At 63.8% G+C, this 13,089-nt stretch carries 12 protein-coding genes; all 12 read left to right on the top strand.

Annotated elements, in window-relative coordinates; translation table 11 throughout:
- The first annotated feature begins 7 nt into the window (after positions 1 to 7).
- The 12 genes from ADN01_RS16125 to ADN01_RS16070 are packed head-to-tail and all read left to right on the top strand — an operon-like array spanning position 8 to position 13,087.
- On the top strand, positions 8 to 778 hold the full coding sequence (locus ADN01_RS16125) for a cytidylyltransferase domain-containing protein (protein WP_075071284.1): 771 nt from the start codon (positions 8 to 10) through the stop codon (positions 776 to 778).
- Positions 775 to 1,695, top strand: a complete 921-nt coding sequence (locus tag ADN01_RS16120; protein ID WP_062419075.1) for a hypothetical protein — start codon at positions 775 to 777, stop codon at positions 1,693 to 1,695. Before ADN01_RS16125 ends, ADN01_RS16120 begins: the two co-directional genes overlap by 4 nt.
- A 24-nt stretch (positions 1,696 to 1,719) precedes the next feature.
- Entirely contained in the window at positions 1,720 to 2,673 is a 954-nt protein-coding gene (locus ADN01_RS16115; protein WP_062419074.1) for a glycosyltransferase family A protein, read from the top strand.
- Positions 2,674 to 2,703: 30 nt separating this feature from the next.
- Complete coding sequence (locus tag ADN01_RS16110; RefSeq protein WP_062419073.1) at positions 2,704 to 4,140, top strand: UDP-N-acetyl glucosamine 2-epimerase; 1,437 nt, start codon at positions 2,704 to 2,706, stop codon at positions 4,138 to 4,140.
- A gap of 13 nt (positions 4,141 to 4,153) precedes the next feature.
- The gene (locus ADN01_RS16105; RefSeq protein ID WP_062419072.1) at positions 4,154 to 5,140 is read left to right on the top strand and encodes a Gfo/Idh/MocA family protein; all 987 of its coding nucleotides are present in this window, start codon (positions 4,154 to 4,156) and stop codon (positions 5,138 to 5,140) included.
- A 17-nt stretch (positions 5,141 to 5,157) separates the two neighbouring features.
- Entirely contained in the window at positions 5,158 to 6,948 is a 1,791-nt protein-coding gene (locus ADN01_RS16100) for a YfhO family protein (RefSeq protein ID WP_147239092.1), read from the top strand.
- The gene (locus ADN01_RS16095) at positions 6,945 to 8,597 is read left to right on the top strand and encodes a phospholipid carrier-dependent glycosyltransferase (RefSeq protein ID WP_075071283.1); all 1,653 of its coding nucleotides are present in this window, start codon (positions 6,945 to 6,947) and stop codon (positions 8,595 to 8,597) included. The genes ADN01_RS16100 and ADN01_RS16095 overlap by 4 nt, the downstream gene beginning before the upstream one ends.
- A 50-nt stretch (positions 8,598 to 8,647) precedes the next feature.
- Entirely contained in the window at positions 8,648 to 9,433 is a 786-nt protein-coding gene (locus tag ADN01_RS16090) for a hypothetical protein (protein WP_062419070.1), read from the top strand.
- A 2-nt stretch (positions 9,434 to 9,435) separates the two neighbouring features.
- A complete protein-coding gene (locus ADN01_RS19940; protein ID WP_075071282.1) occupies positions 9,436 to 10,158 on the top strand; it encodes a hypothetical protein in 723 nt (240 codons plus the stop codon).
- A gap of 1 nt (position 10,159) precedes the next feature.
- Complete coding sequence (locus ADN01_RS16080; protein WP_062419068.1) at positions 10,160 to 10,984, top strand: SDR family oxidoreductase; 825 nt, start codon at positions 10,160 to 10,162, stop codon at positions 10,982 to 10,984.
- A complete protein-coding gene (locus ADN01_RS16075) occupies positions 10,978 to 12,204 on the top strand; it encodes an acylneuraminate cytidylyltransferase (RefSeq protein ID WP_075071281.1) in 1,227 nt (408 codons plus the stop codon). The genes ADN01_RS16080 and ADN01_RS16075 overlap by 7 nt, the downstream gene beginning before the upstream one ends.
- Before the next feature lie 13 nt (positions 12,205 to 12,217).
- The gene (locus tag ADN01_RS16070) at positions 12,218 to 13,087 is read left to right on the top strand and encodes an N-acetylneuraminate synthase family protein (protein WP_062419067.1); all 870 of its coding nucleotides are present in this window, start codon (positions 12,218 to 12,220) and stop codon (positions 13,085 to 13,087) included.
- Positions 13,088 to 13,089: the final 2 nt, after the last annotated feature.

Here is a 13,089-nt window from a genome sequence, read left to right as displayed (position 1 = left end):
GGACGATGTGCGAACGGTAGCGATCATTCAGGCCCGCATGGGTTCCAGCCGGCTTCCCGGCAAAGTGCTGAAAGACATCGGCGGTAAGCCCATGCTCCTGTGGGCGGTGGAACGTGCCCGGCGGGCCGCGCGCGTGGATGCGGTGGGCGTGGCCACCACGGACGACCCGGCAGATGACCCCATCGCGGCGCTGTGCACGGCGCACGATATTCCCGTGTTCCGCGGGAGTGTGTTTGACGTGCTGGACCGTTTTTACCGCGCAGCGCAGGCCTTTCAGGCGGATGTGGTGGTGCGCGTGACGGGCGACTGCCCCCTGATTGACCCAGGGGTGATGGACGAGACCATCGCGGCCTTTTTTGAGTCCGGGGCGGATTTTGCCGCCAACCGGCTGCCGCCGCCCTGGAAGCGCACCTATCCCATTGGGCTGGACACCGAGGTGTGCAGCTACGCCGGGTTGGAACGCGCCTGGCGCGAGGCGGCGGAACCCTATGAGCGCGAGCACGTGATGCCCTATTTCTACGATCAGGAAGGCCGCTTCCGCGTGCGGGTGGTGGATCACGACCCGGATTACGGCGCGCTGCGCTGGACGGTGGACACCCCGGCAGATTTGGAATTGCTGCGCCAGATTGTGGGGCGTTTTGCGGGGCGCGAGGATTTTTCCTGGCTGGAAGTGCTGGAACTGGTGCAGCGCGAGCCGGAATTGACGCGCATTAACGCCGATGTGGCCGCCAAACAGACCCAGGAAGTGGATCCGCGCGCGCTGGGAGGGCAGCCATGAGCCTGATCACCCTGTTCACCGCCCCCAAGCCGTTTCGCGATGCGCACATCAGCACCATTCAGCGCAACGCCCTGGAATCCTGGAAGGCGCTGGGGCCGGCGGTGGAGATTGTGCTGGTGGGCGAAGAGGACGGCCTGGCGGAGACGGCAGCGGAAATGGGCCTGCGCCATTTGCCGCAGGTGGCCCGCAACGCTTTGGGCACGCCGCTGGTCAGTTCGATTTTTGAATTGGCGCGGGAACATTCGGACAGCCCGATTTTGGGCTATGTGAACGCGGATATTCTGCTGCTGCCGGAATTGATTCCGGCGGTGGAGCAGGTTCGCGCGCTGCGCGAGCGGTTTTTGATGGTGGGGCAGCGCTGGGATCTGGACGTGCGCGAGCGGCTGGATTTTTCGCCGGGGTGGGACGACCGCCTGAGCGCGGATATTCAGGCCCGCGGACGGCTGCACCCGCCGGGAGGCAGCGATTATTTCTTCTTTCCACGTGCCTGCTTTGGCCACATGCCCGCTTTTGCCATCGGCCGGGCGGGTTGGGATAACTGGATGATCTATGAAGCGCGGCGCAGCGGCTGGACGGTGGTGAACGCCACCCCCAGCATGCGCATTGTGCATCAGGATCATGATTACAGCCATTTGCCCAACGGACAGCCGCATTACCGTCTGCCGGAGACCAACGACAACGTGCGTTTGGCGGGCGGGCGGCGCACTATCTTTGGGCTGTGGGACTGCGAGCGCGAGCTGGTGCAGGGGGAGCTGCGTAGGCCGCGGCTGAGCTGGAAGCGCTTCTGGCGCGAGGTGGAGATCTTCCCTCTGGTGAAGCTACGCAGCATGACCTTGGGGCAGGCGTTTTACGCTGTGTTTCACCCGCTGAAAGCCTACCGCGAAGCCCGCGCCTGGCTGCGGGCGCGAAAAAGCTAGTTGGATCTTGTTTGGGAGAGCGTGATGCGCGTTGGACAGAACCCCGCTAAGTTTGTGAAAGACGTCAGCCAGCCGGAAAAAATTACCGTGGCGGTGCTGAACTACATCCCGTTTCTGAGCGGATTTTACGCCGAGATGCTGGACGTTTTGAAGGCCTGTTTGGGCAGCCTGTGGGAAAACACGGACCTGCCCTTTGACCTTTTGGTATTTGACAATGCCAGCTGCCCGGAAGTGCGCCAGTATCTGCTGGATCAGCACGAGGCCGGTAAGATTCAGCACCTGATGCTGAGCGAGAAGAATTTGGGCAAGGGCGGGGCCTGGAACATGATCCTGGCGGGTGCGCCGGGGGAAGTCATCGCCTATACCGACAACGACTGCTACTTCCACAAAGGCTGGCTGGGGACCAGCATGAAACTGCTGGAGACCTTCCCCAAGGTGGGCATGGTTACGGCGCGGCCGTTTCGCACCAAGCCGGAGTACTACACCGCCACCGAGGCCTGGGGGGAGCGGGAAGCCCAGGTGGAGCGCGGGCAGCTGATCCCGTTTGAGGTCTTCCGCGAGTTCGATTTGAGCCTGGGGCAGAGCGAAGAGGAGATCCGCGCGCATTACGACAGCAGCCAGGATGTGCGCCTGACCTATGCGGGCGTGCAGGCCATCGCCGGGGCTTCGCACTGGCAGTTCCTGGCGCGCAAAGACGTGCTGGCGGAGTTTTTGCCCTTCAGCATGAGCCGCCCGATGGGGCAGGTGAAGCAGTTGGATGAGCGCATGAACGCGGCGGGGTATTTGCGGCTGATGCCGCTGGAACCGCTGGCGATGAATATGAGCAACACGCTGCGCAACATGCCGGGGATGGTTTCGGCCACGGCTGCCCGGGCCGTGCGCAGCCGCCGGGCGGGCATTTTGGATTTTCCGCCGGTGCGCAAGGTGATGCTGGGCATGTATGACGCCATTTTTCGTTGGTATTATGACCGCGAGTGAGCGGTTGACAGGAGCCGAAGCGAGCAGCGTATGACCAAACGAGTGTTCATCAGCGCCGATCACGGCCTGGCGATTGTGTACTTTTTGCAGAGCGATGTTTTGCCCACCCTGCTGGATGCGGGGCTGGAGGTGGTGCTGTTGACCGACGACGGCCTGCGCGAGCAGATTTCGCAGCGCTTTGGGCGGCCGGGACTGACAGTGGAGGGACTGCGCTTTCCGCAGGCGCGGCAGTATTTTGAGCGTAATGACCACACCCTGCAGTACTGGCTCCACTTCCTGCGCTGGATGGGCGGCTCGCAGCGCATCAACACCAACGCCATGGATGGGCACTTGCGCCAGATGGATTATGAATCCAGTGCCAAAGCCAAACGCCTCATGCCGCTGATTCGCGGGCTGACCTGGGGGCTGCGCCGTTCGCGCTGGATGCGCCAGGGCCTGGTGCGGGCGCAGATGCGTTTTACCCCCGACCTGTACGGCGATTTACTGGATCAATACCAGCCCAGTCTGGTGGTGGCCAGCACGCCCGGATGGCGGCTGGACCGCTACCTGCTGCGCCAGGCCGGGCAGCGCGGGGTGCGCACGGCGGCGGCTATCATCGGCTGGGATAACCCCTCCAGCTACCGCCTGCCGGGGGCGCGGGTGGATTACGCCACCTGCTGGTCTGAGATTCAAAAGCGCGAACTGGTGCTGGGGTCCGATTGGGCGCCGGAGCGCGTGCATGTGGGCGGCATCCCCACCTACGACGGCTATTTCCGCAAGGAATGGGTCATTCCGCGCGAGGAGTACTTCCGCATGCACGGGCTGGATCCGCAGCGCAAGCTGATTTCGTACGCCTGTTCGTTTGTGACCTTTTCACCCAACTTCCGCAACATGGAAACCCTGGCGCGTTTGGTTTCAGCGGACGCACTGGCCCAACCCAGCCAGCTGCTGATTCGCCTGCACCCCAACCATTTTATGCCGGGGTCGCTGTATGAGCAGGAAGCCCAGCGCGTGCGGCAGATGATTCAGTCTATGCCGCATGTCCATCTGGTGGAGCCGGTGGCGCTGGGCGGGGAGCTGGGGTATTACTCCGGCGAGGATATGCCGGAGAAGGCCTCGATGATGGCGCATTCGGACGTGTTCACCACGGTGTATTCCACCATGGTGGTGGAGACGGCCATTCACGACCGCCCGATTGTGAGCGTGTGTCTGGATACGCCGGGCGGCTGGAACACGCCGGGGAAATTCTCGCTGGCGCTGACCGAAATTGCCGAATGGCCCACCCACCAGCGCTTCCGCGAGGCCCAGGCCGGACGGGTGGCTTTTGATGAAGGGCAGCTGCGCGCCGCGCTGGACGCCTATTTGCGCGACCCCCAATTGGACGGGGCGGAGCGGCGCAAGTTTGTGCAGGATGAAGTGACCTATACCGACGGCAGCGCGGGCAAGCGCACAGGGGCAGCCCTGGCGAAGCTGGCGCTGGAGGCTTGACGAGGAGAGCAGCATGAGATTCATGATCGCGGGCTACGGTTCCATCGGGCGGCGGCACTTGCGCAATCTGCGCGCCCTGGGACAGGACGACATTGTGCTGTACCGCACGGGCAAAAGCACCCTGCCGGAGGACGAACTGGCGGGGCTGACGGTGGAATATGACCTGGGGGCGGCGCTGGCCCACCAACCCGACGCGGTGATCATCGCCAACCCGACCGCCAACCATCTGGACGTGGCCTTGCCCGCGGCCGAGGCGGGTTGTCACATCTTGATGGAAAAACCCATCTCGCACAGCCTGGCGGGGGTTGCAGCCCTGGACGAGGCGCTGCGGCAGGGCGGCGGGAAGCTGCTGGTGGGCTTTCAATTCCGCTTTCACCCCGGCCTGCAAAAACTGGCCGAGCTGATTCGCCAGCAGACCGCGGGGCGACCGCTTTCGGCGCGGGTGGAATGGGGCGAATATTTGCCTGCCTGGCACCCGTGGGAAGATTACCGCCAGAGCTACAGCGCGCGGGCCGACCTGGGCGGCGGGGTGGTGGTGACGCTCTCGCACCCCCTGGACTACCTGCGCTGGCTGCTGGGCGAGGTGAACGGGCTGTGGGCCTTCACGGGCCAGATCAGCGATTTGGAAATTGAGGTGGAAGATATCGGTGAGATCGGCCTGCGCTTTGAAAGCGGCGCGGTAGCCAGCCTGCACCTGGATTACTACCGGCGGCCGCCGGTACACCGCCTGGAGATCACCTGCACCGAGGGGCTGCTGCGGTGGGATAATGCCGACGGCGCGGCCCGCTGGGTGAAGGCCGAGGACGGAGCGGAAGAAGTCTATCTGCCCCCGGCGGATTTTGAGCGCAACCACCTGTTCCTGGCGGAGATGCAGCATTTTATGGACGTGATGCAGGGCAAGGCCGAGCCGGTCTGCGGGCTGGAAGGCGGCCAACGGGCGTTGGAACTGGCCCTGGCGGTGCATCAATCCGCGGCGGAAGGACGCCGGATCACCTGGTGAGGTGAGGGACAGGCAGCGTGGAACGAGCGCGACAGGCAGGCGAACGATGGTTCGGCGGGCGCAGATGGGTGGGGGCGGCGCTGTTTTTTGCGATTCTGGGGGTGGTGATGACCTGGCCGCTGGTGCTGCACATGGGGTCGGCTCTGGCCGGGCGCATCGGCGATAACATTTACTTTGTGTGGATGATCGGCTGGGTGAAGAAGGCCCTGTTTGATCTGGGGGCCAACCCCTTTGACGTGTGGTTCTTGAATTACCCGGAAGGCTGGAACATGGCCTACACCGAGATCACCCCGGCCATGCTGGGGCTGGCGCTGCCCTTTAGCCTGGTGGGCGGGGCGACCTTCGGTTACAACGCGGCCATGCTGTTGAGCTATGCGCTTTCGGGCCTGTTCATGTTCTTGTGGGTGCGCAAGCTGACCGGCAGTTGGGGGGCGGGGCTGGTGGCGGGAACGGCTTTTGCCTGTCTGCCTTACCGCACGGCGCATTTCCTGATCGGCCATTTAAACCTATCGGGAACCATGTGGCTGCCGCTCTTCTTTTGGGGGCTGCATGGCACGCTGGAAGATACCGGCCGCGAGGGGCGTAAGGCCGCCGTGCTGGGCGGGGTGGGGCTGGGCCTCACCGCACTGACCTCGCAGTATTACCTGTACATGGCCCTGCTGGTGGGGGCGGTCTTTGCAGCAGCCTATCTGCTGGACGACGCCTGGACGCAGCGCAAAGCGCGTTCCGCCTGGCGGCTGGCGCAGCGCAATTTTTGGGCGCAGATTGTGATTCTGGGGCTGGCGGCCCTGCCGTTGACGGCGCTGGGCGTGGGGCCGTACGTGGCCTTGAACCAGCAGGGCGGTCTGCCGGATCGGGATATCGCCGTGACGCGGCGCTATTCGGCCAGCCCGACCGATTTTTTGCTGCCCTCCACCGACCATTTTCTGTGGGGGCGCTGGGTGGGCGAGCATTTTAACCGTGAGCTGTGGGTGGAAGCCACTCTGTACGTGGGCGCGGCGGCGGGGGCTTTGGCCCTGTTGGCCCTGATCCTGCGCAGGCGGGGCGGGCACCGGCGGCTGGTGGTGAGCCTGTTTTGGGCGGGGGCGGCGGCGGTAGTGCTGGCGATGGGCACCGATCTGCATTGGCTGAGCGAACCGGTGCGGGTGAGCGTTCCTGGATTCCTGCAAGGGGTGCTGGGGCGCACGGAGATCCCGCTGGTGCACCTGCCGGGCTATTATCTTTTTGATCATTTTCCGTTTTATGCCAAACTGCGCGCCCTGATGCGCTTTGGGCTGTTTGCGCTGCTGTTCGTCAGCGTGGGCGCGGGGCTGGGCGCGGCGCAGGTGCTGGGCCGCACGGCGCAGCGCTGGAAAGGGGCCGTGCTCTTGGGCATGCTGGCCCTGGTGCTGCTGGATTTCTATCCGGGGCCGGTGCAGGAATTCGCGCCGGTGCAGGCCCGTCCGGTGGATGCGGCCCTGGCGCAGCGTCCCGGGCAAGGGGCGGTGATCCAGTTCCCCTTTATCCTGAGCGAAGATCAGGAGCAGACCTATTACACCCTGGAACACGGCAAACCGTTTGTGGGCGGGTTTTTTAACGCTTTCCCCCCACCGCAGTATGCGCGCATCCGGCCGGTGATGGAGCAGTTCCCCTCCGCAGAGAGCATCGCCATGCTGCCCGAACTGGGGGTAGAATTTGTCATCGCGGCAGCCGGGGCCTACCCTGATCTGGCGCAAGTGCGCCAACCGTTGGAGGCGGCCGGGTATGTGTACCTGGGGCTGTTCGGCGATCAGGCTCTGTTTGAAAAGGCGCAAAAGGTGACCCCATGAAAGCGGCCTGGGCGAAAGTGGAAACCTGGATGCAGCGCCCCGCGGTGCGTTGGGGCGGGCTGGCTGCTTTGGGGGCGGCGGGGGCCGGGCTGGTGCTGTATGCCACCACCTGGGGGCCGGGGATTGGCGGGGACGCCACCATCTACATCACCTCCGCGCGCAATTTGCTGGCGGGGGTGGGGCTGGGGCTGGTGGGGCCGCAGGGCGAATTTCGCCTGCTACCGTACTTCCCTCCCTTTTTCTCGCTGGTGCTGAGCTTCTTGGGGCTGTTCACCGCTAATCTGGAAGCGGCGGCGCGCTGGTTAAACGCCGTGCTGATGGGCGGGCTGGTGGTGTTGGCGGGGCTGATGACGGCACGCGCCACACGTTCCACCCTGTACGCCTGGCTGGCGGCGGGGCTGACCCTGGCCTCGCCGGTGCTGATGCCGGCGGCGGTGTGGGCCATGTCAGAGCCGTTGGCGCTCTTTTTGGGGTTTGCCAGCCTGGGGCTGCTGCTGCGCCTGTGGTCGGCGGGAGCGAGCTGGAAAACCCTGACCGCCGCGGGCGTTTTGGCGGGACTGGCTTTCCTCACGCGCTATAACGCGGTGGCTTTTGCAGCGGCCGGCGGGCTGGGCCTGCTGATCTTTGGGCGTCCGAGCTGGAAAGCGCGGCTGCGGGACGCGGCGGTGTACGGTGGGTTGGCCCTGCTGCCGATGATGATATGGATTGCCTATGACCTGAGCCAGACGGCCACCGTGGCCTCGCGCAGCCTGTTGGGCGCGGGCGGTTTGGGTCAGCGTTTTATGGAATTTTGGCCCGATTTTTCGGCGGCGCTGCTCTTTTGGCTGGTGCCGGATGCGTGGGTGTATCAATCCCCTTACCCGGGCATACTTAACCAGATTTTGCCCTGGGCTGCCGCGGCGGCCTTGATCGGCTGGGCGCTGTGGGTGGGGCTGCGCCTGCGCACGCGGCGCGGCGCGGAATGGGAGGATGCCCGGCGGCTGCTGGCTTTGCTGGGGATCTTCTGCGGGTTGTTTTTGGCGGTGACGCTGGGGGTTAAGCTCACCACCTATCCGCCGATCACCATCAATGCGCGCATGCTATCGCCGCTGCATCTGGCGGTGCTGGTGGCGGCGGTGGGGCTGGCCTGGGTGAGCGGGCGCTTCGCGGCGCGGACGGCCTGGGTGCGGGTGGGGCTGGCGGCGGCGCTGATTCTGGCGGGCCTGTGGTATGCGCGCTTGTCGCTGCCGGTGGCAAAACAGTACGCCCGGCTGGGTTTGGGGTACAATTCGGCGGAATGGCGCGGATCGGAGCTGATTCAGGCGGTTCGGGCACTGCCGGAAGATACCCTGATCATCACCAATCAAGAGACGGCTTTGCTGGCCATGACGGGGCGTGCCTCGTACCCGCTGAAAGAGGTGTACCTGAACCAGGGGCTGAGTGAGTTCAGCCGTTACGGTGACGGCGACCTGAGCCAGGATCCGGCGCAGCGCCTGTTCCGCGAGGATGGGGCGGCACTGGTGCTGTTTGATCAAATTGACGACCAGTTGGCCGAACTGTACGGCGAGCGGACGGAAGAACGCATCCGCACGCTGGTGACCGGCCTGTACCGCGCCCTGCGCGTGGAGGACGGCGGCATTTTTTATTATTCGGAACCCCCTCAACCCTGAGCTGCGGAACGGCAGCGGGGTTGAGCAACCTTGTGAATTGGGAGTGCAGTATGCATAAGTTCATTTTGCACAATCGCGCGCTGGTGGGGTGGGTGATGGCAGCCTGCCTGATGGTGTTGGCGGCCTGCTCCCCCGCGGCCCCGGTGACCCCCGCGGCGGAAGCCGCCCCCAGTCAGGCCCCCACGGCTGTTCCTGCGGAGCCCACCGCTACGGCGGAGCCTACCGCTGTGCCCACAGCGGAACCGACCCCAGAACCCCAACCTACGGCGGCACCGACTGAAGCACAACCTGTGCCGACCGAGGTGCCTCAGGGCCTGACGGCCTGGTGTATGGGTCTGGAGTTCAACGGCGCGGCTAACTATGCCGGCGGCGTGTACGAGATGCCCGCGGGCGGCAAACCTGCCGTGCTGAATGGGGATGTGGTGAACCTTTCTGTCCCGGCGGTGTCCTGCACCCTGGCATTCCAGATGAGCCAGCCGTTGGCGGCGGGCACGCGCCTGGAACTGGCGGAGATGAATTCGGCCACGGCCTGGCTGAGCGCGGAATTGACCCCGGCGGCCGGCAGCGATCGTCAGGGATTCGTGACCTTGATCCACGCGTATGTGATCAACCCCCCGTTTTGGGAAATTACCTACCCCTATCGGGTGAAAGGCCCAGACGGCACGGTGCTGGCCGAAGGTAAACTGCGCCTGGCCAGACCTGCTCCAAAATTGTGTTGGAACGGCGATATTCCTGATCCGGTGACGCTGCAATGTGTGAAGAACGACCCCAAAGAATTGGAACCCGGCGATCCCGGGTACTGCGGCGGGATCTTTGAATGTTATGTAGGAGAATAAACATGAATTGGAAACGATACGCTTCGGTGACTTGCCTGCTGGTGATTCTGGCGGCGGCGTTGACGGGCTGCGGCCTGTTGGGGGCGGCCGAGCCGACCGCTACCCCGGCACCCACGGACGTGCCCCCGACGCCCACCGAAATGCCCAGCCCCACCCCCGAGCCGCCCACGGCGACCCCCACGGCAGAGCCGCCCACGGCCACGCCGGAACCGACCGCCACGCCCATTCCGGAGAAGGTGGAAGCCTGGTGTTTGCCTTTGGAATTTGCGGGGGTTTCGCTGGACAGCGCCAAGACTACCGTCATGCCCAGCGGCGCGCGCCCGGCCACTTTTGAAAATGGGCAGCTCAACCTGATGGTTCCGGCGGTGGCCTGCACCTTTGTATACACCTCCAGCCAGCCGCTGCCCGCGGGCACGCAGCTGATGTTCTTTGACCCCGGCCAAAGCAAACCCTGGCTGACCACTACTCTGGAAAGCCCGGCGGACGCGCCCAATGTGGGCCTGTCGGTGATCAATCACACCTTTGTTTTGAACCCGCCCTATTGGGAGATTTCCTACGTGGCCGAGATTCGCGGTGCGGATGGAACCCAGAAATGGGCTTCTCCCTTGCGCGTGTATAAGGGCAAGCCGCCTTTGTGCTGGAATTTCCAACTGCCCGACCCGATCACCCTGGCCTGCCCGTCCATTGACGGCGACTGGCATGTGTACGAGACACCGGTGAATTAAGATGAGCCCGATCCAAGATAAATTCTCATTGGCAGGCCGCGGCGCGGTGGTCACCGGCGGCGCGGGATTATTGGGCGTGGAGTTCTGCCGCACCCTGGCCGAAGCTGGGGCGGGGGTGGTGGTGGCGGACATCAACGCTGAGACGGCCGAGAAAACGGCCCAATCGCTGCGCGACCAGGGTCTGAAGGCCGTGGGACAGGCGGTGAACGTGACCGACCCCGAGTCGGTGCAGGCGATGGTGGACGCCTGCGTGAGCACCTTTGGCTCGCTGGATGCGATCGTGTGCAGCGCGGCCATGGATCCTAAGTTTGACGCCTCGCAGGCGGGCAAGCACGGCAGCGATTTTGAGACTTACCCCCTGGCCCTGTGGGAACAGGCCCTGGGCGTGAACCTGACGGGCGTGTTCCTGTGCTGCCAGGCGGCCGCGCGCCAGATGGTGAAGCAGGGCAAAAAAGGCTCGATCATCAACATCTGCTCGACCTACGGATTGGTGCCGCCGGATCAGCGCATTTACGAAAAGCCCGGCCAGCCCAAGCAGTATAAGCCCGCGTTTTACACCACCACCAAGGCCGGCGTTTTGGGGCTGACCAAATACATCGCCTCGTACTACGCGGGCACGGAAATCCGCGCCAACTGCCTGACGCCCGGCGGTGTCTACAACCAGCATGATGAAACCTTCACCAAGAACTACGCCTACCGCACGATCATGGGACGCATGGCCCACCGCGACGAGATGAACGGCGCGCTGCTGTTCCTGGCCTCGGACGCTTCTTCTTACATGACCGGCGGCAACGTGGTGGTGGATGGGGGTTGGACGGTATGGTAAAAGCGGAAGTCCTGGCTGTGATTCCGGCGCGGGGAGGTTCAAAGGGCATTCCGCGCAAAAATATCAAGAGCTTCGCGGGATACCCGCTGATTGCTTATTCCATCGCGGCGGGCACGCAGGCCGAGACGGTGACGCGCGTGATCCTGTCCACCGATGATGAGGAGATCGCCGCGGTGGGGCGGGAATTTGGCGCGGAGACGCCTTTCCTGCGCCCGGCGGAATTCGCCCAGGATCAGACTCTGGATTTGCCCGTATTTGAACACGCCCTGAGCTGGCTGGCGGAACATGAAGGCTACCGCCCGGATGTGGTCGTGCAGCTGCGGCCGACTTCGCCCATCCGCCCGTCGGGGATGGTGGACGCGGCCGTGCGCATGCTGTTGGCCAACCCGGAAGCTGATTCGGTGCGCGGGGTGGTTCCGGCGGGGCAAAACCCGCACAAGATGTGGCGCATTGACCCGGCCAGCGGGCGCATGCAGGGCTTGCTGACGGTGGAAGGGCTGGCCGAGCCGTATAACGCTCCCCGCCAGGCGCTTCCGCCGGTGTATTGGCAGACCGGCCACATTGACGCCATCCGTCCGCGGGCAATTTTGGAGCAGCATTCGATGAGCGGGCGGGTGATTTTGCCGCTGCACATCGAGCCGCGCTACACGGTGGACATTGACACGCCTTTTGACTGGCTGCGTTATGAGTGGCTGGTGTATCACGCCGGTTTGGAGATGGTGACTCCGGGGCGGGCGCGGCGGCCTTTGCCGGAGACGGTGCGCCTGTTGGTGATGGATTTCGACGGCGTGCTGACCGACAACCGCGTGTGGGTGGATCAGGACGGGCGCGAGGCAGTCATGGCCTACCGCAGCGACAGTATGGGTCTGAAGCGCCTGATGGCTCACGGTGTGGAAACGCTGATCCTTTCCACCGAGGTGAACCGCGTGGTGGCGGCGCGTGCCCAGAAGATGGGCGTGCCGGTGCTGCACGGGGTAGATGACAAGGCCGAGCGGCTGCGCCAATATCTGGCGGAAAAGCAGATTGACCCGCAGACGGTGGTCTTTTTGGGCAATGATTTTAACGACACCCCTTGTTTCCCGCTGGTGGGCTGCGCTGTCGCGGTGGCAGACGCCCAGCCGGAAGCTCTGCGCGAGGCTGATCTGGTGCTGGAACGGCCCGGCGGGCACGGCGCGGTGCGGGAACTGTGTGATTTGTTGTATCAACGAATCCGATCTTGATAAGGAGTTAACAATGGCAAAAGCGGTGAAAATTGCAGATCGTTGGGTGGGAGAAGGCTACCCCACCTATGTGGTGGCTGAAATTGGGATTAATCATAACGGCGATTTGGAGCTGGCCAAGCGCATGATTCAGGCGGCCAAGGACTCGGGCGTGGACGCGGTGAAATTCCAGAAGCGCACGCCGGAACTGTGCGTGCCCGAAGAGCAGAAGGGGCAAATGCGCGAGACGCCCTGGGGCTACATCACCTACCTGGATTACCGTTACAAAGTGGAATTTGGCGAGGCTGAATACCGTGAAATTGAGCGCTTCTGCAAAGAAATCGGCATCACCTGGTTCACCTCGGTGTGGGATGAGCGTTCGGTGGATTTCATGGAAGCCTTTGAGCCGGTGTGCTACAAGATCCCTTCGGCCATGCTGACCGACCATTCCCTGCTGCGCCATCTGCGCGCCACGGGGCGGCCGCTGATCCTTTCCACGGGCATGTCCACGATGGAAGAGATCCGTGAGGCGGTGGAGGTGGTGGGCACGGATAAACTGGTGATCACGCACGCCACCAGCACCTATCCCTGCGACCCGACCGAACTGAACCTGCTGATGATCCGCACGCTGAAGAAGGAATTCCCGGTTCCGGTGGGCTATTCGGGTCATGAAGTCGGACTGATCCCCTCGGTGGTGGCGGCTTCTTTGGGCGCCTGCATGGTGGAGCGGCATATCACCCTGGATCGGGCCATGTGGGGCAGTGATCAGGCGGCCTCGGTGGAACCGGGCGGGTTTGAGCGCATGGTGAAGTATATCCGCGTGGCCGAACAGAGCCTGGGCGACGGTGTGAAGCGTGTGTACGAGAGCGAAATGAGCTCGCGTAAGAAACTGCGCCGCAACTAAGG

The sequence above is a fragment of the Levilinea saccharolytica genome, from assembly GCF_001306035.1.
Classification (GTDB): domain Bacteria; phylum Chloroflexota; class Anaerolineae; order Anaerolineales; family Anaerolineaceae; genus Levilinea; species Levilinea saccharolytica.
The sequence above is the reverse complement of the archived record's forward strand: the minus strand, read 5'-3'. Positions and strand labels throughout refer to the sequence as shown.

Excerpts from the sequence above, each read along its gene's own strand:
- ADN01_RS16120 (WP_062419075.1), top strand. The coding sequence starts at position 775 with ATGAGCCTGATCACCCTGTTCACCGCCCCCAAGCCGTTTCGCGATGCG.
- ADN01_RS16115 (WP_062419074.1), top strand. The coding sequence starts at position 1,720 with ATGCGCGTTGGACAGAACCCCGCTAAGTTTGTGAAAGACGTCAGCCAG.
- ADN01_RS16110 (WP_062419073.1), top strand. The coding sequence starts at position 2,704 with ATGACCAAACGAGTGTTCATCAGCGCCGATCACGGCCTGGCGATTGTG.
- ADN01_RS16105 (WP_062419072.1), top strand. The coding sequence starts at position 4,154 with ATGAGATTCATGATCGCGGGCTACGGTTCCATCGGGCGGCGGCACTTG.
- ADN01_RS16095 (WP_075071283.1), top strand. The coding sequence starts at position 6,945 with ATGAAAGCGGCCTGGGCGAAAGTGGAAACCTGGATGCAGCGCCCCGCG.
- ADN01_RS16090 (WP_062419070.1), top strand. The coding sequence starts at position 8,648 with ATGCATAAGTTCATTTTGCACAATCGCGCGCTGGTGGGGTGGGTGATG.
- ADN01_RS19940 (WP_075071282.1), top strand. The coding sequence starts at position 9,436 with ATGAATTGGAAACGATACGCTTCGGTGACTTGCCTGCTGGTGATTCTG.
- ADN01_RS16080 (WP_062419068.1), top strand. The coding sequence starts at position 10,160 with ATGAGCCCGATCCAAGATAAATTCTCATTGGCAGGCCGCGGCGCGGTG.
- ADN01_RS16075 (WP_075071281.1), top strand. The coding sequence starts at position 10,978 with ATGGTAAAAGCGGAAGTCCTGGCTGTGATTCCGGCGCGGGGAGGTTCA.
- ADN01_RS16070 (WP_062419067.1), top strand. The coding sequence starts at position 12,218 with ATGGCAAAAGCGGTGAAAATTGCAGATCGTTGGGTGGGAGAAGGCTAC.